Consider the following 22,602-nt stretch of genomic DNA (forward strand, 5'->3'; position numbering starts at 1 on the left):
ATTTGTCAGTTGCTTTTCTACCAACCACTGACCATTGACTAATGACATCAAGACCCAGTGGGCATTACCTGCGGTTGCAAATAACAAATCAAATCTTGAATTCCCTTTTGCAGATAGCGAGTTACAGTCATTGGACTAGTACCAATGTTTTTAGCAGCATCCTTGCGAGAAAGTTCCTTCAAGAATACCATTTCAACTGCCATGCGGGGTTTTTCTTCCAACATATTGATTGCACCTTGGAGTTGTTGGCGTTCTTCTTCTTGTTGCAGAAGCACATGAGAACGAGGACAAGGAAGTGCTTCACCCAAGGTTATTTGGCAATCAACATAGTTAACTGCGGTTGCATCTAAACTCAAAGGCATCCGGTTTTGAGCCGCTAATTTGGTTTCTTGCCATTCTTGCACAGATACCCGGAGTTGGCTGGCAATTTCAGCATCCTTGGGCTGACGACCTAAAGACATTGCCAAGTCCTTGCGAATCTTTTGCCCTTCATTGTATAATTCTTGCCAACGACGGGGAATTTTTAATAGAGTACTGCGATCGCGCAAAAAGTGCAGCATCTCACCGCGAATATATGGCACTGCAAAGGAACTAAAAGCATATCCTTGGCTAGGGTCGAAACGCTCAATAGCCCTAATCAAACCAAAATACCCAATTTGTTCTAAATCTTCATAAGGTTCATTACATTGATGGCTGAATTTATGAGCCATCTTCCGTACTAAGCCAGTATGTAACTGTACAAGTTTATTACGAAGTTTAATAGAAGGATTCTGGTGGTACAAGTGCAATAATTCTATACCATCAGTTCGTAAAGAGGACTCACTTGTTGCCATATACATTCCCTTGTTGTAACTCCTATTGCTGAGAAAATGGAGTTGCGTATATTTTCTTCTAAGCTGTTATTATTTTGCTGAGTCAGGGAAGAATAAGCCATCGTCGTTTCACTGAACTTGTTAGGGGTCTAACTCCACAATTCAGTATTTGTACGCATGATTTTGCGAACCCCTCTGTTGCAGGTTATTTTTGTTTTTTACATAACTCTTGAATGGCACATAATCTTTAGCTTTTGCAACGAAAACTAGCTATTTATGCTGAACAATGCATAACTGACCTAATAGCCATCTGTCATACTGAGAGCAACATGAATCGGTACTGAATTAATCGCAAAATAGGTTGCAATCAAGGGTAAAGAGTATGCTATCAGTACTAAAGAGGCTGTAAAATCCTCAAAAAATGACGACTCTAATTTTCAACAACAAAGCCGCCCTTCAGATTTGGCAACGATATTAAATCCTTGTCCGTTAACCGCAAAGATTGGTAAGAATAGGAATAAGCAGAACGTTTTCCTAAAAAACAGTTTTTCAATATGAGCAATACCAGTAATTTTCGTGAAGCTATCCGTGAGGCTAAATCTCACGCCCTCGTTGGCCCAAACGTGATTGCCAACGCCCTCCCCTACGTCGGTGGTGGATTGGTGCTAACGGCATTAGGAACCTACGGTGGTTTGGGAGTTATCCGTACTAACCCCGAAATATTCTTTCCCACCTTCATTGGTGCAGTGATTTTGGAGTTAATTTTGTTCTTTGTTGCCCAAAATATTGCCCAAAAAGGTAATAAGGGTCTTGCACTACCCCTGTTGGCAACCTACAGCCTCTTATCTGGATATACTCTCAGTGGCTTGGTATTTGTCGCCTTGAGATCCCAAGGTGTTGGCATTCAAGGCATTGGGTTGGCTGCCCTTGGTTGTGGTGTCACCTTTATTGCTGCCCGTCAAATAGGTTCAAATCTTTCTGAACAAGATGGGATGGCTTTGACGAAAACCATCAATCTTGGTGTAATTGCCTTGCTTGTTGTGTGCCTTGCCCAATTCGGATTTGCTATGTTTGGTGTTTACACGCCAAATTGGTTAGAAATCGCCATCTCCGGTTTAGGAGTATTCCTATTTGTTGGGGTTTCTGTTGTCGATTTCTACATCTTGCCCCGCACTTACAGCGATGATCAATATCTGCCTGCTGCTTTGTCAATGTACCTTACTTACATCAACTTGTTCGTCTTTATCTTGCGGTTACTAATTGCGATTAATGGCCGCGATTAAGTGTCTGTAGACACTAACAAAAGATAAAGTTTTATAAAGTAAAAACCGTGGTTAAATTTTTAGCAACCACGGTTTTTTTCATCACAAAGAGAAAGCCTTATCTATTCTCAAGAGTAAATTGTTTGCGATGCCTACGGCTGGCTACGCCTACGCACTAGCCCAAGGTGTCCAGCTTGACGAAATTCAACCCCGACAGATAAAATCCCTATCCAACAAACTCATCCGGGAATACATCTTGCATCCTTACACCAAGGTGAAAGATTTACGTACCAATGTAGAAACACTTGCTGCGACAGAGGTATTAGACGGTAAGATTGATTTATTCATCAAAGCCTATCTGCAACAGTTAAATCAAACTACTTCAGCGAATAAAGAAGCGCTTGATAATTTCAAGTAAATTTTGTAACTTATACAAGTAGTGCTGAAAAAACCTGCCCAACTACAGCTAAAATCAAGAAATATCAGTAGAATAAAGAGCAATTTTTTAATCCAAAGCGCTCTATCTCTCATTAAGCAAGCATTATGGATGTCCTAGAACTCAAACGCGAAATCGAAACGTTGTCTGGCCGCCTGGGTAAAACCCAGGACTATCTTTGACGTACCTGCACTGACAGCCAAAATTCAAGACCTCGAAAAAATATCTGCTCAACCAGAATTTTGGAATGAGCAAACCCAAGCCCAACAAACGCTACAAGAACTCAACGATCTCAAAGCCCATCTTCAGCAATACGATCGCTGGCACGCCAATTTAGAAGATACTAAGGCAGTTGTTGAGTTGTTGGAGTTAGAAACTGATGAGGCACTACTCCAAGAAGCAGAATCTACTATCACTAAGCTGAATCGTGACCTTGACCAGTGGGAGTTACAACAGTTACTTTCTGGTCCCTATGATGCAGAGGGTGCTGTACTGACGATTAGTGCTGGTGCTGGTGGCACAGATGCTCAAGACTGGGCATTTATGCTGATGCGGATGTATACCCGTTGGGGCGAAGCTCACGGCTATAAGGTAACTTTAGCTGAAGAGTCGGAGGGTGATGAAGCCGGAATTAAATCGGCAACCCTAGAAATTACTGGTCGCTATGCTTATGGTTACTTGCGTTCAGAAATGGGTACACATCGCTTAGTGCGGATTTCACCTTTTAATGCCAACGGTAAGCGCCAAACCAGTTTTGCAGGGGTGGAAGTAATGCCGCAGATTGATAACTCTGTGCAATTGGATATTCCAGACAAGGATTTGGAAATCACCACAACTCGCTCAGGTGGTAAAGGCGGGCAGAATGTCAACAAAGTAGAAACTGCGGTGCGGATTGTTCACCTTCCCACGGGTCTTGCTGTGCGCTGTACAGAAGAGCGATCGCAGCTGCAAAATAAAGAAAAAGCTCTAAATCGCCTCAAAGCAAAACTGTTGGTCATAGCTAAAGAGCAACGTGCCCAAGAAATTGCCGAAATTCGTGGCGATATGGTGGAAGCCTCCTGGGGAAACCAAATCCGTAACTATGTGTTTCACCCTTATCAAATGGTGAAAGATTTACGTACAAACACGGAAACAACGGCGATTGGTGATGTGATGAATGGCGAACTTGATACATTCATCCAAGCTTATCTGCGCCAAGAAAATAAACTAGTAGAAAACACTCTGGCATAGAGGTACTAGTTGCATAAGACCGCGATTACTAAGGCGTTTCACTGAGAAACGCCTTAGCAATATATTGGCGATCGCAATTCTATCCCAGACCAACTGTTACAGTTATAAAAGAGTCGGTAGACAAATAACTATGAGCAACTCACCTTCAACAGAACCTCAACCTAGCTACGTCAAACTCGCCATGCGAAACATGGTGCGGAAGGGTGGAACTTCCCTAAAGCATTTTGGATTGACTGCTGTAGGGCTTTTAGCTCTACTTGTTGGTCTTGCTTACCTCACTCATTAACGACAAATTGTAAACCTCAGACAAGGAGACTGTGTGCCCCTGAGAGTTGAACTATATGTAGAGGAGTATTTTTATGAGTTGTCCCCGACAACATCTGTAAAAATTGACGAGACTGAGAACCGAATTACCCCTGAAACTTGGGAAAACTGGTTTAATCACTGGTTGGAAATACTTCAGCCTCAGATTCCACCAGCGCCAAGTTATGAAATCGGACTGCGTTTGACAGATGATTCGCAAATTCAAGAACTGAATGCTCAATATCGTCAGCAAAATAAGCCGACAGATGTTTTAGCCTTTGCAGCTTTAGAGGTTGATTTTCCTCAAAGCAAAGAAATGCTTGCCTCTGTCCCATTATATTTAGGTGACATTATTGTGTCTGTAGATACAGCACAACGCCAAGCTCAACAACAGGAACATAGCTTGCCAACCGAGCTAGCGTGGTTAGCTGCTCACGGTTTATTGCATCTGTTGGGCTGGGATCATCCTGATGAAAAAAGTTTGGAGCGAATGTTAAAACAGCAAGTGATATTGCTGAATACAATCGGTATTGCTATTGACATGGAATAGCAGTAGCTTATGTATGCCTTAATGTCAATTTTGGGTAATACTTTTATAATACTTCTGTGGAAAATTGCCTAAAGATTGCCTCAAAGTTAATTCTGCCATTAAGATCGGCGAATATTCCCACTGTAGCAACTCTGTTCTTGTGTTTTTAAGTCTATGTCCCAAAAAATTTCTCCATCACCAACGCCTACCTCGTTACAAACACTGGTGTCTAACGAACGGGAATTCTCCTGGAAAGTAGCCTCTAATTTATTTGTTAGTTTTAAATATGCCTGGGCTGGAATCAGCTATAGTTTTCAAACTCAACGTAATTTTCGCATCCATGTAAGTGTTTGTGCAATGGCGATCGCTTTAAGCGTTTTTTTGCATCTGCAAGCGGTAGAAATCGCGGTAATTGGTATAACTAGTGGTTTAGTTTTGGCATTAGAGTTACTAAATACAGCGATCGAGTCTGTTGTGGACTTAAGCGTTAAGCAGACATACCATGATTTGGCAAAAATTGCTAAAGATTGTGCAGCTGGTGCAGTGCTTGTCTCTGCTTTCGTAGCGATGTTAGTAGCAGGTACGCTATTGCTTCCTCCTCTGTTAACGTTAATTATATCGGCTTTGTAGAGGTAATTTGCGTCGGCGAGCATTTATCGCAAGTATCGCTAAGTGAGTCATTAAGAGAATCACACTTTGTCCGAATTCCCTTTGTAGAATATATTCAAAATTTAAGTCGTGCGATGTCTACGACGGGCTAAGCGTACGCGCCAAGCATCCTGGCTAAAGGATTACTTGGTAATCTTTAAAAAGTGGTCGCAGAGTAGCCGCTTTATATTTACGCGTCCACGTCAGCGTTATTTTTACACCTAACAAACAGCATGAGATACTTGTCTATGCTTTTTACAACTGATGAGTGGTAAAAACCAGGAGTGATGAACTTTGATTATAGTTATCGACAATTACGACAGTTTTACCTATAATTTAGTGCAATATCTGGGAGAATTGGCAGCAGAATTCTCAGTGGCAGATGATATTAAAGTTTTTCGTAACGACAAGATATCCATAGATGAGATTCGAGCATTAAAGCCGGAAGCTGTGGTTATTTCTCCTGGGCCTGGTCGCCCGGAAGATGCTGGCATTTCCCTAGAGTTGATTAAACAGCTAGGTCAAGAGTTGCCAATCTTGGGTGTCTGTTTGGGACATCAAAGCATTGGTCAAGTGTTCGGTGGTAAAATAATTTCTGCTCCAGAGTTGATGCATGGCAAAACCTCTCAGGTGTCTCACACTGGAGTGGGAGTTTTCCGGGGATTAGAAAATCCTCTAATTGCCACCAGGTATCATAGTTTGGTAATCGAACGTGAGACTTGCCCAGATGTGTTAGAAATCACCGCTTGGGTTGAAGATAACACCATTATGGGAGTGCGACACCGGAACTATCCTCACATTCAGGGCGTCCAGTTTCACCCAGAGAGTGTCCTGACATCTTCAGGAAAACAGTTATTGCGAAATTTTCTGGAACAGTTACAGTCAAGAGCATAATTAATGAAACGACGACAGTTGATGGGCTATGCTGGGGCGGGGTTGGCCACAGCTTTGGTTACTACCTTGGGTTCTGAATCTCAAGCTGACGCACAATCTAGCGGTTTATCAGTTCAGTGGTTGGGTCATACTTGCTTTCTTTTTACTGGTGGCGGTGCGAAAATTCTCGTCAATCCATTTCGGTCGGTCGGCTGTACTGCTGGGTATCGTCCACCAAAAGTTGCAGCAGATTTGGTACTCATTAGCAGTCAACTGCTAGATGAAGGTGCTGTGGACGTACTACCGGGAAATGCAAAACTCATCTACGAACCAGGTGTTTATGAGTTTAAAGGCATTAAGTTCCAAGGAATTGCCATAGACCACGATCGCAAAGGTGGTAAGCAGTTTGGCTCAAATACTGCTTGGAGTTGGAAGCAAGGCGGAATTAATATCCTACACTTAGGCGGAGCCGCTGCACCCATTTCTATTGAGCAAAAAATCCTGATGGGGCGTCCCGATGTGGCATTTATTCCAGTGGGAGGCAGTGCAAAAGCCTACAATGCTGAGGAAGCAAAGCAGGCTGTTCAAGTATTAAATCCCAAGTTGGTGATTCCGACTCATTACCGCACACAAGCTGCTGATGCTGCTAAGTGCGATCTTTCGCCATTGGATAATTTTCTGACCCTGATGCAAGGGATGCCAGTGCGGCGTAGCAATGGAGATAGTATTTCCATTAGCCCTGGTAAATTGCCGGAAAAGGGAGAAATTCAGGTTTTAAGTTACAAGTTTTGAATAAAGGGGATTGGGAAAGAAGCAGAGGAAGCAGGGGAAAATAATGAATCCTGCCTCCATCTCCTGAATTCAGGATTCTGAATTCTGAATTCTGATTTTAGAACGTATACCACTCTGGCCCAAGCTTATCTGCGTCGCTAATGGGAGTCTCAACTGCTGTCGTTTCATTTATAGTCCAAATGTTGTCTGTACCTGCTGTCTGATCGCGCCAGTAGATATCAGTCTTGCCATCGCCGTTGAAATCGCCAAGGGATGGTGTCAAGGCCGCGTTATTGGCTGGTAAAAAAGCTTCAGTCGCAACTGTTGTGCCATCCATCAACCAAGCGGTGTTCGCACCTGTGGTTCCATTGTGCCAGAAGATATCAGTCTTGCCATCACCGTTGAAGTCACCAATTTTGGAAGTCCAGGATGAGTCAAGTGTAGCCAAAGCACCTTCTGTGACTAAGATACCATTCATTGTCCAAACCTTGTTCTCACCTGTTTGGGCGTTTCTCCACAGAATGTCTGTCTTAAAGTCGCCGTTGAAATCACCAAGGCTAGAAGTCCAGGCGGCATCTTGGGATTGCAGAGCAAATTCAGTCTTTTGGGTACCATCCATAAACCAAGCGGTGTTATCGCCTGTTGTGGCATTGCGCCAGAAGATATCACTCTTGCCATTGCCGTCGAAATCAACAATGGTAGGAGTTAGTGCTGTGTCTGTAGGGTCTAGAACAGTTGCATTCAGAACGGTGGTGCCATCCATCTCCCAAATAGCGTTCTCGCCAGTTGTGGCATTATGCCAGAAGATATCGGTTTTGCGATCGCCGTTGAAATCTCCAATCTGAGGACTCCAGGCTGGATCAACGCTACTTAGAACAGCCGCACTACCAACTCTGGTGCCATCCATCAGGACAACGCTATTTTCACCGGTTGTCTTATTGCGTAACAAGAAGTCGGTTTTGCCATCAGCATTGAAGTCAGCAATTTTGTAATCATAGGCCGATAGGTCAAATTGACCCAAAGAACCCTGTTCGACAACTGTTGTGCCATCCATCAACCGAATGATAATCTCACCAGTTGAAGCATTGACCCAAACTTTGTCTGTTTTACCATCACCGTTAAAGTCAGGAGTAATCGCCGCACTAGTTAAGTAAGGATTAGGATTGGGATTTGCTGACGTTTTAATGGGCGCAGTCACCGCTTGACTTTCTAGTGCTAGTGAAGAACTCTTATTTCCAAACCCCAAATCATAATTTAAACTCTTAAGAGAAGTTGTCAAGATTTCTGATTTTGCAAAAGAATCTGATAACAATCGAGATGTATTCAAACCTAATGGTGAGGAATTTGAATTGTCAGGCATGGTGAATTTTTATTATTGGCTGCCATATTTTTTTAACTTTTTTTGGCAATCTCTTTCTGTAACGAAATAACATTTACCTGGTTTTCAACATTTCTTTATAACTATTTTTTATTTATTAATGTCACTCTTTGAAGATAAATATTTGTTTGTTTTAAACTATTATTCTATAAATTTCAAGTTCTATATAAGCTATTACAAAATATGTTTTGTAATCTATATATGATTATTTATAGATAAAAAATGATTACTTTGTCTATTTTCTTTGACATTTGAAGGTTGTATCAAAAATCTACCTACGAACCAGAAAATTTTTATGTTCAATTAGACAGACTTAATTAAGATAGAAGCGATTGCTACATTATTCTTAATATATTTTGTATAATCTTACCTTTATTTTCTTTGCACTTTTTTAAGGAATAGCTGAATCGTGACTCTTTTTTATTTTGTGAACAAGCTTAGATAAAAAATAACCTTGACCACCGGCTAGTCCTAAATTTGAGCTATCTAATTTAACCCAATAAAAATCGAAGGCTATAGGGTTTTTGCTCGTACTTGAATGTATTTCCCAATGCCGCCAAGTAGATGGTGTAGGCTGAATTAATTCGAGATGATAAACATAACGTTCTTGAATTTAATTACGATAGGGAGTCATGTTGTATTGATAAATACCCAATAACTCAATAATGCGAACTCCCTTAACACCAGATTCTTCATAAATTTCCCGCAGTACAGCTTCAGATGGCTCCTCACTTTCTTCAACTGTACCAGCCGGTACTTGCACGCCAGCTTCAGGAAAATCAGTATGTGTAAAAACCATTAATTCATCTTTGTTAGTTACGTAAGCGATCGCTTTTTTTATTAGGGGTTGAGTGGACATAGTTTTTATACTGTGTGTTGTTAGATTTATGAAATACCAAAATTTATATAAGATAAACGTTTAAAATTTATTTCATTTCATAAATATCCTAAATTATTCAATAACAACAAGATCCCCGACTTCTTTAAGAAGTCGGGGATCTAAGTCTTTCGAGATAATTGATTATTATCCAATGATTTATGACTTGAATCGAAACAAATATTGGTTAGAATAACTTAGATTAGCAACTATTCAGAGGCATAATCTGTGCATACTCTGGTTGTCAAAAGTGTAAAATAACACAATACTTTCATAAATACATCAACTATGCAAGCAGAATATCGGCAGCGTCGCGAGCAATTAATGGCAAAAATTGGTGATGGAACAGCCATTTTTCGCAGTGCGCCAATGGCAGTGATGCACAACGATGTCGAGTATGTTTATCGCCAAGATAGTGATTTTTTTTACTTGACTGGTTTTAATGAGCCACAAGCAGTAGCAGTGTTAGCACCGCATCACGCAGAACATCGGTTTGTGTTGTTTGTCCAACCGAAGGATCGGGAAAAGGAAGTATGGACTGGTTATCTTTGTGGGGTAGATGCAGCGAAGGAAATTTATGGTGCTGATGAAGCTTACCCCATTAGCGAGTTAGATGAAAAGTTACCGCAGTATTTAGAAAAAGCTAGCCGGATTTACTATCACTTAGGACGCGATCGCACTTTTAACGATCAAATCCTGAAACATTACCAAAGTTTACTGCGGACTTATCCGAAACGCGGTACAGGCCCGATCGCTATTGAAGATACTGGCCCTGTCCTCAACAGCATGAGATTGATCAAAAGCGAAGCAGAGTTGGAATTGATGCGTCAAGCAGCTGCGATCGCCACCGAAGCACACAACTATGCCCAAGAAATTGCCGCGCCGGGACGTTATGAGTACGAAATCCAGGCGGAGATGGAACGCATCTTTCGAGTGCGGGGTGGAATGGGGCCAGCTTATCCTTCGATTGTGGCTTCTGGTGTCAATGCTTGCGTACTACACTACATTGAGAATAATCGTCAAATGCAGGATGGAGAATTACTGCTAATTGATGCCGGTTGTGCTTACGGTTATTACAACTCTGACATTACCCGGACATTTCCCGTGGGTGGTAAATTTACGCCAGAACAAAAGACACTGTATGAAATTGTTTTGGAGGCGCAAAAACAAGCGATCGCTCAAGTCCAACCAGGTAATCCCTTCAAATTAGTTCATGATACAGCAGTGCGCGTTCTCACAGAAGGTTTAGTCGAACTTGGCATTCTCAAAGGTGAAATCGACAAGTTAATTGAAGAAGAAAAATACAAACCGTATTATATGCACCGCACCAGTCATTGGTTAGGTTTAGATGTCCATGATGTCGGTGTTTATCAGCATGGTGAAGACAAACCACAGATTTTACAACCAGGTCAAATTTTGACAGTGGAACCGGGACTATATATTGTGCCAGATACCAAACTAGCAGAAGACCAGCCACAGACCGATCCGCGATGGGTTGGCATTGGCATTCGGATTGAGGATGATGTGTTAGTTACACCTGGGGGACATGAGGTGTTAACTGCTGGGGTTCCCAAAGAAATAGATGAAATCGAAAGATAGAAATGGCGATGGTAGAAAAGCCCCGGCGATTGAAATCGCGGCTATACAGACTAAACCCACCTGCGTGGGTTTAAACCTTTGATTTTGTATTAGTCCACGGAGGTAGACAATGCTAGTGTAGCCGTGACTTCCAGTCGCCCAATACTTTTAAAACTCCAGTAAAGGAAAAATGGCGGTGAAAGTAGAACCAACGCCTACCTGTGAGGCTAGATTAATTTGACCTTGCAATAGTTTTACTAAACGCGAGACGATCGCTAATCCCAATCCTGTACTATCAGGAAGATAGGGACGATCGCTAGAACTCACGCGAAAGTAGGGTTCAAATATCTGGGCTTGGTTTTCAGGTGCAATGCCTACTCCAGTGTCAGAAACTGCGATTGCCCATCTTTGCTTCTCTAACACCTGACACATAATAATAATAGTCCCCGACTCTGTATAACGAATCGCATTACTAATAAGATTTGTAACAATTTGTTGCAACTGAAAAGAATCTGTGATTAATTTTTCCGGGATGCGATCGCAATCGACTACTATTTGTAAATTTTTTCCCGCAGCTAAAGGTTCCAACATTTCACACACATTACCGATTAATTGACGCACATCGGTAGGTGCTAATTGGAGTTTTATCTGCCCGGCGTCATAGCGCGAAAGTTCTAGTACATCATTAATTAGATGAAGTAACTGTCTACCATTGCGTAGTACGCGTTCAATATGTTCTAGATTGGTAACGCTGTCTTTGATCTCAGTCTTTCGTCGTTGTTGGCGTAAAAATAGATCCGAATAACCAATAATGGAAGTTAGAGGATGTTTCAATTCGTGGGCTAGTTGGGAAAGATAATCTTGATTAGTGCTAATTAGCCGCGTGAGTTCTTCATTATGGAGCGTTAGTGATGCTTGCAACTTCTGTAATTCACGCAAGCGTTCCTCAACATAACTCTTGAAACATCGAGCGATCGCTTCGTCTATAATAGCGTCAATCAAACGCATGGAACGAATTATCTCTGAGGGGATTCCTTTTAATAAATCTGCTTGTAGAGCATCAAATATTACTGTTCGCAGCAGATGATATTCTCTAGCAATTTCTGCTGGATCAAAACCTTGTTCGGCTCGAATCGCTCCATGCTGAAAACTGGCAGTAACCATTGATTGAATATCATTCTCTTGAGATTTTGAAAGCACTGTCACCATAGCTTTCAAAACATCAGGAATATGATCCTTTACCGCTGTATAAGATAGGTCATCAGCACTTTCAATCCGTCTATCCTTGCGAACTGCTAAAATCCATTTATCAAGGATGGTGTCCGTTTTTTCAGCCAGGAGTTGACTAAAATCCATTATGTTAAATTCAGCTAGGAGATAGATGAGTAAACTTCCATATGCAAATAGTTTAACGACTAGAGTCGTGTTTTACCAAAATTAGTAATATCTTTCACCTACCAAAAGAAGTAGATTTTACAAATCCTCTTGCTGGTGAAATGAGTATACGTACATAAAGCTTAAAAAGTATAATATATATCTTAATGTCATCAATCTAAATCTAGCAGTTAACAGCCTTGTGACTTGATTGCCAAAATTATTTAGCTTACTGTGCAAGGATTTGATTCATAAGATAACCAAAATTATCAATTTTCTGGATTAGCGAAAAGTTAGGATAGGCAGTTGATTTAAGTAACAAAATAAACAACAACTATCAGAAGACAGATACTTTTACGGAAGTATCTATGTTAGGTTATGTATATCAATGTTATAATGCGCATAATAACTTAGTATTTACTTAGAGTAAGTCAGCTTAATCCAACAGATCACAGTGCGTGATGTTGGAGCGGAGGAACCAAATTGTGGGGCGTATCTAATAGAAAGTGAGGAGTTGAGAGTGAGGAGTTAGGAATTAAATAAAATTTAGTAACTCATAACTCATAACTTATAACTTTCTTTAGAAGGGCATCTCTCAGCCCTAGCCCGTCAGCTAACTTCGTAGGCATTGAGAGGAGACTGAAGAGACGGCATTTTTATAATGTTCCGATCTCATTCAGTGTCCAAGGCTGGTACTGCTCAAATTTTTGTACCTGCACTTAAACCTGTTGAGGTCGTAAATGATATTTCAACTAAACTTAGCAGCGATCGCGGCGATCGCTGGACAAGCGGCTTGGAAAAAGGCAAAACCTGTCATCCTTAGAGATGTCTTCTTTCTACCTGTATTGGGCTTCTTGGGAATAATAGTGTTGTGGTGGATTATTGCACTTGCCAATCATGAATTGATGCCCACCCCACCAGAAGCGCTAATCGCTAATCTAGACTACATAAGAAATCCCTTTTACGAGCGAGGTCCGGGTAACTTAGGAATTGGTTGGCTGTTGATCGCAAGTCTGCGCCGGGTATTAATAGGCTTTTTGTTAGGTGCGGTAGTAGCGATTCCTCTGGGGTTTCTAATTGGCATGTCCAGACCGGCAATGCTAGCGTTTAATCCGATCATTCAAATTTTTAAACCTGTATCGCCTCTAGCTTGGCTACCCATCGCCTTAGCAATTTTCAACTTAGCAGAACCTTCCGCCATTTTTGTGATATTTATTACTTCCTTATGGCCGACAATTATTAATACCGCCTTAGGAGTTTCTAGCGTTCCCAAAGATTATTTAGATGTGGCACGAGTTTTGGAAATGCCTCATTGGCGAAGGATTACAAAAATAATTTTGCCTGCAAGCTTACCGTATATTTTTACAGGTTTGCGAATTAGTTTAGGCATAGCTTGGTTGGTCATCGTCGCCGTAGAAATGCTCACAGGCGGTGTTGGGATCGGCTTTTTTGTCTGGGATGAATGGAGTCGTTTAAACCTAAGTTCAGTATTTTTAGCCGTTTTCATAATTGGCTTAACTGGGTTAATTTTAGATTACGCCGTGGGTAAAATTCAAGAATTAGTCACCCATCGCCCTACAACTTCTAACTAACAAAATTTGCCTGCGTTCAAAACAGCAAAATCTAACAATACTCTGCACCTGAAGCGTGAGTAATTAATCACCAATGGAGCTACAAGAATGGGTGATAGTAACTGGACTCGACGAGACTTTATCAAAGGAATCGGAGCAACCACAACCGGAATAGCGTTATCTTCCTGTGCGATTTCAGGAGATAGATCCGCCAAAGGACTAACAGAAGAAGCCTTAGCTGTACAACCAGTAGTTAAATCCCAAGACCTAGAAAAATCTGATCTCACTATTGGATACGTTCCCGTTAATGATTGTGCGCCATTTGCGATCGCCTGGAAAAAAGGCTTCTTCCGCAAATATGGTTTGAACGTCACACTTAACCGCGAAGCCAGTTGGGCTACTTCCCGTGACGGTTTGATATTTGGTCGTCTGGATGCTTCGCCCGTAGTATCCGGTGCCGTCACCAACGCCAGAATTGGTGCCGAAGGCGCACGCCATGCCCCCTTGTGTGCAGCTATGACCATTCATCGCCACGGTAACGCCATGACGATGAACAAAGCCATGTGGGATTTTGGGCTGCGTCCTTGGTACGAGTATCAAGAACAATATGGTGATGGCGCGCTAGAAGCCTTTGGGCGCGATTTCCGAGGCTACTTTGACAAGCAGCCCTCAGAAGGCAAAGTTTGGGCAGTAGTATTAAGTTCCGCCATTTACGAATACTTTATCCGTTACTTATCCGCCGCCGCAGGTGTTGATCCCCTTAAAGAGTTTCGCGTCATCATCGTTCCGCCCCCCCAAATGGTAACAAACGTGCGGATTGGTGCAATGCAAGCTTACATGGTTGCAGAACCCTGGAATACACGAGCAATTACAGGTAACGAAAACATCGGCTTTACCTTCGCACAAGGTAAAGAAGTCTGGTTGGGACACCCAGACCGTTTATTGGGGGTGATGGAATCTTTTATTGACAAATATCCCAAAACCTATCGTTCCTTAGTCAAGGCGATGATTGAGGCTTGCCAATATTGCAGCAAAGTAGAAAACCGCCAAGAAGTTGCCGAACTACTTACAGAACGTTCCTTTACAGGTGCTAGACCCAAAAAGAAAGATGCGCCAATCGCGAAATTTACAAGTCCGGGAATTCTCGGCAACTACAACTATGGCGGCTTTGATGGCAAAGACCGCACCATTAAAGCCGCTGACACCACGATTTTCTTCGATATCCCTGACAACCTTCCCAAACAGCCAGGAGAACACTCCACATTCTTATGGAGATCGAGAAGTATCTGGTTGATGACACAAGCAGCACGATGGGGACAAATTAAGGAATTCCCCAAAAATGCCGAGAAACTAGCAGAACTTGGCTGGAGAACAGATTTATATCGGGAGATAGCATCTGAAATGGGCATTCAGTGTCCCAAGGATGATTACAAGGTCGAGCCACCAGAAGTATTTATAGATAAGAAAGGCTTCGACCCCAGCGATCCGGTGCGTTATCTGAATAGTTTTGCCATTAGGGCTAACGCTCCCAGTCGTTTTTTCATGTCTTAAATCCCAAGTTCAAATATTGATTGACTAAATTATTTGCGGAGCCTTTGATGATGGAATATACCTCATTACCGATTAATACTCAGAACAAAGTTCTGCCCCGCCCTGGATTTTTAGAAATTGAAAATTTAGTCAAGTCTTATCCGACACCAGATAAAGATAACTTTGTCGTTTTAGATGGAGTTAATCTAACGATTGGTGAAGATGAATATATTTCTGTAATCGGTCACTCAGGTTGTGGTAAATCAACTCTACTAAAGATAGTAGCTGGTTTAGAAAAAGCAACTTCCGGCTCAGTCAGGCTAGATGGGAAAGAAATTCGTCAGCCGGGAGCCGAAAGGATGATGGTATTTCAGAACTATTCACTGTTACCTTGGTTAACAGTGCGAGAAAATATCCGTTTAGCCGTAGATGAAGTGTTAAAAAATGCTAATCGCTCTGAAAAAATCAGCATTGTAAATCAACACTTGGCAATGGTAAACTTGACGGCGGCGGCTGACAAATATCCCGATGAAATTTCTGGAGGTATGAAACAAAGAGTAGGTATTGCCAGAGCCTTAGCAATTCGTCCCAAAATGTTGCTAATGGATGAACCTTTTGGGGCGCTAGATGCACTAACTCGTGGTAAATTGCAGCGGCAGGTATTGGATATTTGGGAAAATAATCGTCAAGCAGTGATGATGATTACCCACGATGTAGACGAAGCAATTTATATGTCCGATCGCATAGTTTTGATGACCAATGGCCCGTCTGCTAGTATTGGGGAGATTTTAAAAGTTCCTTTTGAGCATCCACGCGATCGCGCCGCCATGCGAAACTCAAAAGAGTATTTTGAACTCCGAAACCATGCCTTAAATTTCCTCGATCGATATTTTGCCCAAGACGAGTAAATTAGATTATCATTTTTTTAGTGGGTAGCCTAATTCAAATTCATGAAAGCTGGATTTGGAACGGAGGAACCAATGTTTGGGGCTAATCTTGAAGAGAGTGGCAATTTAAGAGTAAAAAGTTTTAACTCAGCACGGGCTAAACGCCCCACTTACGCTAACAGCACTCCTAAGAGAGAGACACCTTCCAGTCTTAGCCCGTCAGCTAACTCCGTAGGCAATGGAAGGAACCCCCAAGACTTTGGCTGTAATACAGTTATTATTGGGGTTTCCTTGACTGATTTAAGATTTTAAATTTTGGTTATCGTCACTCAATCCAAAATCGTTCGACTGAGCGTAGCCGAAGTCCAAAATCCAAAATTTGTCCCCCTGCTTCTCATTGCTAATTCATTTCATTGGGAGAAGTAAAGCTGTGCAAATCAAGCCAATGTTAGCACGTCTGCAAAGTGCCACAGGTCGAGATGACTTAATTGAACAAATGGTACTCTTGCCAGAACCAAAAAAACCTTTTTCTAAAAAGCCTCAAAGCTCAAAAGGAGTTAACTTAATTGTTGCTTATGACGCATCTCCCAACAGTCATACGGCATTAGATATTGCCTTTTGGATTGCCCATCAAACGCGTTTGGCCACCAATACAGAAGTTACAGTTCAAGCCGTTTATGTAGTAGAAGATAATCAAAGCAATCAGTATCCAAATATCTTAAGCTTTCCCCAACAACAATCTCCATTAGAATGTGAAGTTAGTGAAGTATCAAAGTCTGTCACACAGGTATTAACTCAACCAAAATTACAGGCGTTAATAACTCCCCTACAACAAGCAGATATAATTCTCTGGCAAGCCCGAAGTTTGGCTGAAGAATGGCAGGGTTGTTTCAAATCTCATTTACGGTTTGGCTCCATTTCTACAGAACTTAACAAAGTTGTTGAATTAGAAAATGCCGATATTCTATTTTTAGGTTGCAACTCTGTCAATCATCCAATGATTGAAGCTCTAGGTTCTAATTTTCCCTGTGCCGTTTTAGGTATTCCCAGTTGTATTGATGAATAATCGCTGTTTAAAATTTCAGTAATTTTTATCAAATCATAGATAAGTCACCTACAACTAGGTGACTTTTTTCGCTAGCAAGTAAACAATTCAACTTCGGGAGCTTAGGTGTGGAAAACTGGCAAGCAATCCTTAGCATAGTCACATTTATTGGTGTCATCGTCTTAGTAATGACGGAATGGGTACATCTGACTATTGCGGCATTACTAGGAGCATTGTTATTAGTTTTTAGCAACGTCATGACTTTACAAGAAGCTGTTGGTTACATTGGCAACAGTCATGGAACACTCGGTTTATTTTTTGGAGTTATGGTGTTAGTACGGGCTTTTGAACCTACTAAGATATTTGATTATTTAGCTACTCAAATAGTACTCATAGCTAGGGGAAAAGGCAAACGTCTACTACTTGGTATTGTGGCTATTGTGACACCCATCTGTGCAGTCTTACCAAATGCCACAACAGTTATGTTGCTAGCACCTTTAATTCCACCAATGGCGCAGGAAGTTGGGATAAATTTCGTACCATTGTTGATTTTAATGGTATTTGTTGCTAATAGTGCTGGATTGCTAACTTTAGTTGGAGATCCCGCAACATTTATTGTTGGTGATGCTGTGAATATCAGCTTTACAGATTATTTGTTGGAATTAAGTTTAGGAGGAGTAATTGCCGTTCTTGTAGTGATTATAACACTACCATTTTTATTCCGTAAAATTTGGAATACACAGTTAGATAATCTTGAAGAACTGCCACACCCACAAATAAATCATCCACGAGCTTTAAGCCTTGGTGCAGTTATTGTATTTTTCGTGATGATATTTTTTGTGATTGGAGAATCTTTACCAGTTCCGATCTCGCCTGCTGCCGCAGCTTTATTAGGAGCAGCTTTAGCTTTGCTTTTATCTCACCATAGCAATATAGATTCAGTTAACAACATTTTACGAGATGTAGACTGGAGTACATTAATATTTTTTATGAGCATTTTTGTGCTAATTGGGGGGCTAGAAAAAACAGGTGTAATTAATGGCTTATCAGGAATATTGGCAGCAGTTTTAGGAAAAAATATTATGCTAGGTTCCCTAGTTTTATTATTTTTTGTGGGTCTATTGTCCAGCGTAGTGCCAAATATTCCTTTAGTGGTGGGGATGGTGCCATTACTAAAACAATACATTGTTACTGTCGGATTAGCACCCGCCGAAGTTCTTGCACAAGATTTTCAAGGACAGTTTCCACCAGAAGTATTACCACTGTTTTATGCAATGATGTTTGGTGCAACTTTGGGAGGTAATGGCACACTTGTGGGTGCATCATCTAACATCGTAGCCGCCGGAATTTCTGAGCAGCATGGACGACGCATCTCGTTTAAAACTTTTCTACACTACGGTATTCCGGTGATGCTATTACAACTAGTAGCTTCGGCTTTGTACATATTGGTTCGCTTTTTGTTCTAAGTATAATTTGTGTTGATAGCACAGCGTAAAGCCTTCCCTAAGAGAGGCTTCGCCAATGCTTAGAGCAAGTCATTGAGCGTCGCAGAAAGTGCCATGAGACACAAGGCGTCCAAGATTAACCCCGTGTTTTTAAACGTGGGTTCCCTTCTGCCTCACTTCTTTTACCGGAGACGCTGCGCGTAGCTTGCTTTCCCAAAGGAGTACGACTACGCTCAGTGAACACCTGTCTGGTTGTTGAGCGTAGTCGAAACACTGTCTCCTGCCTTAACCACATATTTGGGTTTGAAGCCCCGTGCTTCACGCAATGCTTTAAAGCATTGCGCCTTTAGGTCGGTGAGAATGTCAATTTTCTTTGCTATTACCACTTGTCATGCTAAGAAATAAATTGGTGTGGCATCTGGAAAAATCTTATTTAGGATTTCATTTTACAAATATAGTTCAAATAAAGTTACATCATTAAACAAGCAATTAATAATTAAAAATGAGCGGTATATAATTAATCTTGCGTGCCAATTAAATGATTTTTTTCATCAATAGATAGTAAAAGTTATATCTTCCGCTGGATAGAGCTTTCAGCCCTTGGAGAGATGCTTTAAACAGCTAAATTCTACGATTCTGATCTAAAGAGTTAGGTATTGCCATAGGTACAAACATAATAAATACTAAGAGTTGCTTCTCAAGAAATTCTTAATTCCCCCAACTTTAAACTTAGTAGAAGGAAATCCAATGTTCCAAAGTACAGAAATCATGGTGGGACTCTATAAACCACTATTGTGGTTAGCACAGGTTTCAGCAGAACCCTCAAACGTCACACCAGAACAAGCATCAGTTCTCATTTCTGGGCCACGCTTTTTTGTGGCTTTAATCTCAGGTGTGATTCTTGCCTTTGCTTTCCAATTAGTTCTAACTAATCTCTCCCTTGCAGCCGGTATTTCCTACCTGGGGCACTCATCTGATTCGGATTCAGATAATGGGGAAGTTGGAAGTTTGGGCGGCAGTATTCGCAAAATCGGCACAGCAGTCGGGATTTGGACATTAATCACTGTGACTGTCGCCTTATTAATCGCTTCTTATCTAGCAGTAAAATTGAGCCTTGTCATCTCAGATCGGGGATTGGGAGCGATTCTTGGTTTAGTGATTTGGGGGGCTTACTTTTTGCTTCTAGTTTGGGTAAGTTCCACCACAGTCGGCTCCTTAATTGGCTCAGTTGTCAATACGGCAACATCTGGGTTTCAGGCGATTATGGGGACTGCTACCGCCGCACTAGGTGCGAAAGCTGTGAATAGCCAAGTGGTAGCCACAGCTGAAGCCGCCGCCGCCGCTGTCCGTCGAGAACTCGGAAGCGCCATCGATCCCGTAAGTATCCGGGAAAACATTGAAGATTACTTAGAAAAGATCCGTCCTCCCGAACTCGATGTATCGAAGATTCGGAGTGATTTTGAAAATTTACTCAACGATCCGCAATTAAAAGCGATCGCAGGGACTCCAGATATCCGCAACATCGACCGCCAAAAGTTTATCGAGTTAGTCAGTAGCCGCACCGATCTTTCCAAAAAAGACGTTAGTCGCATTGCTGATACTTTGTATAAAGTTTGGCAGCAAGTGGTAAGTCAGCACCCACCCACCGAAGACCGTTTGGGTGAGTTGATGGATTACCTAAAATCACTTCCACCAGGACAAAGCAAAACAGACGAACTCAACGCCAAGTTGGAGCGGTTATTAGCAGAAAACGGTGGTTCCAAAGAATCTGACCAAAAGGCAGCTACCGGGCCAATTCAAAGTACACTCCAGCAAGGACTATCTGCCTTAACTGGCATTGTGTTGGGACGCACAGATTTGTCTGATTTGGATGTGGAAAAAATCTTGGGTAGCCTCACCAGCGCTAAAGATAAAGTCACCGAACAAGCAGATAAGTTAGGCTTGCCAACACCATCACAACCCTACAGCCCAATTCGGTCTGATGTGGAAAACTACCTGTACAATACTTATGCTTGGCAACTGAGTCCAGAAAGAATTGCCCAGGAATTTCGTGATGTCATCTACGACCCAGCAGCCGACCCTGGAATCGTCCGCAGGGAACTAGAACGACTATCCCGCAATGATTTCGCTAAAATTTTGCAACAACGGGGATTGCTTACCCAAGGTCAAATTCAGCGCATTGCCAATCAGCTAGAAACTGTCCGCCAAGAAGTGCTAATAACAGTCAGAGCTGTTGAAGAAAGAGATATCGTCCAAGACTTGCAACGCGCAGTAGAAAGTTATCTGCTCGTTACTCCCAAGGCAGATTTGACACCTGAAGGCATTGAGCAGAATTTTAAACCACTGTTGGCAGACTCAGAGGCAGATTATGAAACTCTGACATTGCGACTAGCGCACCTTGACCGCCAAGAAATTCGGGAGATATTGTTACAACGTAATGATGTCCAGTTATATGAAGTAGACAGCATTCTCGATGAGTTGGAAAAACAACGCGATCGCGTCTTGGTAGAATCCAAAGGATTAGCAGAACAGGCACAATATCAAGCAGAAACCCTGTGGTTAAATGTAGAATCATATCTGCGTAACACCGGCAAATCAGAACTGAATCCTGATGGCATCCGCGCCGACTTCAAAAAGCTACTAGAAGATCCGCAAGCTGGAATTAGCTCAATTCGGGCACGCTTGTCTCGCTTTGACCGCGATACCTTAGTGCAATTGTTGAGTCAACGGGAAGATTTGAGTGAAGATCAAGTTAATCAAATCATCAATGCTACTGAAGAGTCGTGGTATAGTATTCGCCACACACCCCAAGCTGTAGTCGATAAAGCGAAAGAGCAATACGACTCTGTGACGACGACGATCGCAGATTATCTCCGCAATACTGGCAAACAAGAACTCAATCCAGAAGGCATTCAGCGAGACTTGACCAGATTGTTTGAAAATCCCAAAGAGGGAGCCGTCGCACTGCGCCGTCGCTTGTCACAGGTAGACCGGGATACACTAGTGAAATTGCTCAGTCAACGCCAAGACTTGAGCGAAGAACAAGTCAATGAAATCATTGATTCCACCCAAACTTCGATTCGGAACTTTGTGCGTGCGCCTCGTCGCCTAGCTAGCCGTACACAACAAAGAGCCGAAACATTCAAAGCTTATCTGGAAGAGTATCTGCGCCAAACTGGTAAAGAAGAACTCAACCCTGAAGGTATCAAACGCGACTTGCAATTATTGTTGCACGATCCGCGAGTCGGCGTAGAAAGTTTTGGCGATCGCCTTTCCCAGTTTGACCGTGATACCATCATCGCCCTGCTGAAAATTCGGGAAGATATTTCTGATGAAGAAGCAGCACGGATTGCCGATAATATGGTGTCCGTAAGGGATCAATTTGTCGAACAAGTACGAAGCATTCAACGGGGCATTCAAGATGCAATTGACGGGGTTTTTGCCCGCATTCGCAACTATCTCAACTCCCTAGATCGCCCAGAACTTAACTATGATAGTATTAAGCGCGATATTCGCACAGTTTTTGACGATCCCCAAGCGGGATTTGATGCCCTGCGCGATCGCCTGTCCTCCTTTGACCGTGATACCCTAGTGGCAATCATGAGTTCTCGTGAGGACATCTCCGAAGCAGATGCCAACCGAATCATCGACCAAATTGAACGGGCGCGCAACACAGTATTACAACGTGCAGAACGCATACAGCACGAAGCCCAACGCCGTCTAGAACAGGTAAAACATCAAGCACAGCGGCAAGCAGAAGAAACCCGCAAAGCCGCAGCTACAGCAGCGTGGTGGCTGTTTGCCACAGCATTCGTCTCCGCCATTTTCTCTGCATTAGGAGGAGCGATCGCTGTAGTTTAACAAGTTGTCTCCGCTAACTTTTCAGCCTCCCATTCTGGGAGGCTTTTCTATTTTAAGGACGTAGAGAAGAAAGTTAAGAAAGAAATACGTATTGGCGAATTTTGTGTAAGTATGTCTTTCAATATATAGCAATCCTATTTGATTCGTGAAAAATTATAAATAAGAAAACGAACCGCAAAGTACGCTTTCGCG

20 protein-coding genes and 2 riboswitches are annotated in these 22,602 nt (G+C 42.1%); of the genes, 15 read left to right on the forward strand and 5 right to left on the reverse strand.

From position 1 onward, the window contains the following. Window positions 1-47 precede the first annotated feature (47 nt). Window positions 48-833, reverse strand: coding sequence for an RNA polymerase sigma factor SigF (locus RMX69_RS09690; RefSeq protein ID WP_069069688.1), 786 nt, complete (start codon window positions 831-833; stop codon window positions 48-50). Window positions 834-1,366: 533 nt separating this feature from the next. On the opposite strand from RMX69_RS09690, the gene RMX69_RS09695 reads away from it, so the two are divergent. The 8 genes from RMX69_RS09695 to RMX69_RS09730 all read left to right on the forward strand — a co-directional run bounded on the left by RMX69_RS09695 (window position 1,367) and on the right by RMX69_RS09730 (window position 6,885). Next, the gene (locus tag RMX69_RS09695; protein WP_289795451.1) at window positions 1,367-2,095 is read left to right on the forward strand and encodes a Bax inhibitor-1 family protein; all 729 of its coding nucleotides are present in this window, start codon (window positions 1,367-1,369) and stop codon (window positions 2,093-2,095) included. 127 nt (window positions 2,096-2,222) lie between these two features. After that, window positions 2,223-2,492, forward strand: a complete 270-nt coding sequence (locus tag RMX69_RS09700) for a hypothetical protein (RefSeq protein WP_289800142.1) — start codon at window positions 2,223-2,225, stop codon at window positions 2,490-2,492. A 125-nt stretch (window positions 2,493-2,617) separates the two neighbouring features. Beyond that, window positions 2,618-3,740, forward strand: a protein-coding gene (gene prfB, locus RMX69_RS09705; RefSeq protein ID WP_292816109.1) for a peptide chain release factor 2 whose coding sequence is annotated in 2 segments (ribosomal slippage) — window positions 2,618-2,689 and window positions 2,691-3,740 — 1,122 coding nt in all. Because the reading frame shifts where the segments join, the coding sequence is not laid out codon by codon here. 130 nt (window positions 3,741-3,870) lie between these two features. Further along, entirely contained in the window at window positions 3,871-4,026 is a 156-nt protein-coding gene (locus tag RMX69_RS09710) for a DUF3285 domain-containing protein (RefSeq protein WP_094350437.1), read from the forward strand. Window positions 4,027-4,065: 39 nt separating this feature from the next. Continuing rightward, on the forward strand, window positions 4,066-4,593 hold the full coding sequence (gene ybeY, locus RMX69_RS09715) for an rRNA maturation RNase YbeY (RefSeq protein ID WP_289799905.1): 528 nt from the start codon (window positions 4,066-4,068) through the stop codon (window positions 4,591-4,593). A gap of 153 nt (window positions 4,594-4,746) precedes the next feature. Beyond that, window positions 4,747-5,202: a diacylglycerol kinase family protein gene (locus RMX69_RS09720; RefSeq protein WP_322637304.1), complete on the forward strand. Its 456-nt coding sequence runs from the start codon at window positions 4,747-4,749 to the stop codon at window positions 5,200-5,202. 312 nt (window positions 5,203-5,514) lie between these two features. After that, window positions 5,515-6,114: an aminodeoxychorismate/anthranilate synthase component II gene (locus RMX69_RS09725; protein WP_322637305.1), complete on the forward strand. Its 600-nt coding sequence runs from the start codon at window positions 5,515-5,517 to the stop codon at window positions 6,112-6,114. A gap of 3 nt (window positions 6,115-6,117) precedes the next feature. After that, the gene (locus tag RMX69_RS09730) at window positions 6,118-6,885 is read left to right on the forward strand and encodes an MBL fold metallo-hydrolase (protein WP_322637306.1); all 768 of its coding nucleotides are present in this window, start codon (window positions 6,118-6,120) and stop codon (window positions 6,883-6,885) included. Window positions 6,886-6,982: 97 nt separating this feature from the next. On the opposite strand, the gene RMX69_RS09735 is transcribed toward RMX69_RS09730, so the two are convergent. Next, complete coding sequence (locus tag RMX69_RS09735) at window positions 6,983-8,224, reverse strand: VCBS repeat-containing protein (protein WP_322637307.1); 1,242 nt, start codon at window positions 8,222-8,224, stop codon at window positions 6,983-6,985. A gap of 631 nt (window positions 8,225-8,855) precedes the next feature. After that, on the reverse strand, window positions 8,856-9,101 hold the full coding sequence (locus RMX69_RS09740) for an NUDIX domain-containing protein (protein ID WP_322637308.1): 246 nt from the start codon (window positions 9,099-9,101) through the stop codon (window positions 8,856-8,858). Between the two features lie 306 nt (window positions 9,102-9,407). Between RMX69_RS09740 and RMX69_RS09745 the strand changes: the two genes are divergently transcribed. After that, window positions 9,408-10,718 (forward strand): aminopeptidase P N-terminal domain-containing protein, encoded by a 1,311-nt coding sequence (locus tag RMX69_RS09745; protein ID WP_322637309.1) that lies wholly within the window; start codon window positions 9,408-9,410, stop codon window positions 10,716-10,718. Between the two features lie 147 nt (window positions 10,719-10,865). On the opposite strand, the gene RMX69_RS09750 is transcribed toward RMX69_RS09745, so the two are convergent. Then, entirely contained in the window at window positions 10,866-12,053 is a 1,188-nt protein-coding gene (locus RMX69_RS09750; RefSeq protein ID WP_322637310.1) for a HAMP domain-containing sensor histidine kinase, read from the reverse strand. Between the two features lie 441 nt (window positions 12,054-12,494). Then, window positions 12,495-12,714, forward strand: a riboswitch (cyclic di-AMP (ydaO/yuaA leader). Between the two features lie 97 nt (window positions 12,715-12,811). Between RMX69_RS09750 and ntrB the strand changes: the two genes are divergently transcribed. The 5 genes from ntrB to RMX69_RS09775 all read left to right on the forward strand — a co-directional run bounded on the left by ntrB (window position 12,812) and on the right by RMX69_RS09775 (window position 18,570). Beyond that, window positions 12,812-13,663 carry a nitrate ABC transporter permease gene (ntrB, locus tag RMX69_RS09755; protein WP_322637311.1) on the forward strand — a complete coding sequence of 284 codons (852 nt, stop codon included), beginning with the start codon at window positions 12,812-12,814 and terminating at the stop codon, window positions 13,661-13,663. Window positions 13,664-13,750: 87 nt separating this feature from the next. Continuing rightward, window positions 13,751-15,193, forward strand: a complete 1,443-nt coding sequence (locus tag RMX69_RS09760; RefSeq protein ID WP_322637312.1) for an ABC transporter substrate-binding protein — start codon at window positions 13,751-13,753, stop codon at window positions 15,191-15,193. A 50-nt stretch (window positions 15,194-15,243) separates the two neighbouring features. Further along, a complete protein-coding gene (locus RMX69_RS09765) occupies window positions 15,244-16,080 on the forward strand; it encodes an ABC transporter ATP-binding protein (protein WP_322637344.1) in 837 nt (278 codons plus the stop codon). A gap of 16 nt (window positions 16,081-16,096) precedes the next feature. Then, window positions 16,097-16,309, forward strand: a riboswitch (cyclic di-AMP (ydaO/yuaA leader). Window positions 16,310-16,504: 195 nt separating this feature from the next. Then, entirely contained in the window at window positions 16,505-17,125 is a 621-nt protein-coding gene (locus RMX69_RS09770) for a universal stress protein (protein ID WP_322637345.1), read from the forward strand. 107 nt (window positions 17,126-17,232) lie between these two features. Beyond that, window positions 17,233-18,570, forward strand: coding sequence for an SLC13 family permease (locus RMX69_RS09775; RefSeq protein WP_322637313.1), 1,338 nt, complete (start codon window positions 17,233-17,235; stop codon window positions 18,568-18,570). 212 nt (window positions 18,571-18,782) lie between these two features. Here the strand turns inward: RMX69_RS09775 and RMX69_RS09780 are convergent, their stop codons facing one another. Then, window positions 18,783-18,935 (reverse strand): hypothetical protein, encoded by a 153-nt coding sequence (locus tag RMX69_RS09780; RefSeq protein ID WP_289795460.1) that lies wholly within the window; start codon window positions 18,933-18,935, stop codon window positions 18,783-18,785. A gap of 361 nt (window positions 18,936-19,296) precedes the next feature. Between RMX69_RS09780 and RMX69_RS09785 the strand changes: the two genes are divergently transcribed. Continuing rightward, window positions 19,297-22,410, forward strand: coding sequence for an MFS transporter (locus tag RMX69_RS09785; protein ID WP_322637314.1), 3,114 nt, complete (start codon window positions 19,297-19,299; stop codon window positions 22,408-22,410). Window positions 22,411-22,602: the final 192 nt, after the last annotated feature.

Origin of the sequence: Nostoc sp. EspVER01, assembly GCF_034530635.1 — a bacterium.
GTDB lineage: Bacteria > Cyanobacteriota > Cyanobacteriia > Cyanobacteriales > Nostocaceae > Nostoc.

Coding starts and splice junctions, on each gene's coding strand:
- RMX69_RS09690 (WP_069069688.1), bottom strand. CDS start 833: ATGGCAACAAGTGAGTCCTCTTTACGAACTGATGGTATAGAATTATTG.
- RMX69_RS09695 (WP_289795451.1), top strand. CDS start 1,367: ATGAGCAATACCAGTAATTTTCGTGAAGCTATCCGTGAGGCTAAATCT.
- RMX69_RS09700 (WP_289800142.1), top strand. CDS start 2,223: ATGCCTACGGCTGGCTACGCCTACGCACTAGCCCAAGGTGTCCAGCTT.
- RMX69_RS09710 (WP_094350437.1), top strand. CDS start 3,871: ATGAGCAACTCACCTTCAACAGAACCTCAACCTAGCTACGTCAAACTC.
- RMX69_RS09720 (WP_322637304.1), top strand. CDS start 4,747: ATGTCCCAAAAAATTTCTCCATCACCAACGCCTACCTCGTTACAAACA.
- RMX69_RS09730 (WP_322637306.1), top strand. CDS start 6,118: ATGAAACGACGACAGTTGATGGGCTATGCTGGGGCGGGGTTGGCCACA.
- RMX69_RS09735 (WP_322637307.1), bottom strand. CDS start 8,224: ATGCCTGACAATTCAAATTCCTCACCATTAGGTTTGAATACATCTCGA.
- RMX69_RS09740 (WP_322637308.1), bottom strand. CDS start 9,101: ATGTCCACTCAACCCCTAATAAAAAAAGCGATCGCTTACGTAACTAAC.
- RMX69_RS09745 (WP_322637309.1), top strand. CDS start 9,408: ATGCAAGCAGAATATCGGCAGCGTCGCGAGCAATTAATGGCAAAAATT.
- RMX69_RS09750 (WP_322637310.1), bottom strand. CDS start 12,053: ATGGATTTTAGTCAACTCCTGGCTGAAAAAACGGACACCATCCTTGAT.
- ntrB (WP_322637311.1), top strand. CDS start 12,812: ATGATATTTCAACTAAACTTAGCAGCGATCGCGGCGATCGCTGGACAA.
- RMX69_RS09760 (WP_322637312.1), top strand. CDS start 13,751: ATGGGTGATAGTAACTGGACTCGACGAGACTTTATCAAAGGAATCGGA.
- RMX69_RS09765 (WP_322637344.1), top strand. CDS start 15,244: ATGGAATATACCTCATTACCGATTAATACTCAGAACAAAGTTCTGCCC.
- RMX69_RS09770 (WP_322637345.1), top strand. CDS start 16,505: ATGTTAGCACGTCTGCAAAGTGCCACAGGTCGAGATGACTTAATTGAA.
- RMX69_RS09785 (WP_322637314.1), top strand. CDS start 19,297: ATGTTCCAAAGTACAGAAATCATGGTGGGACTCTATAAACCACTATTG.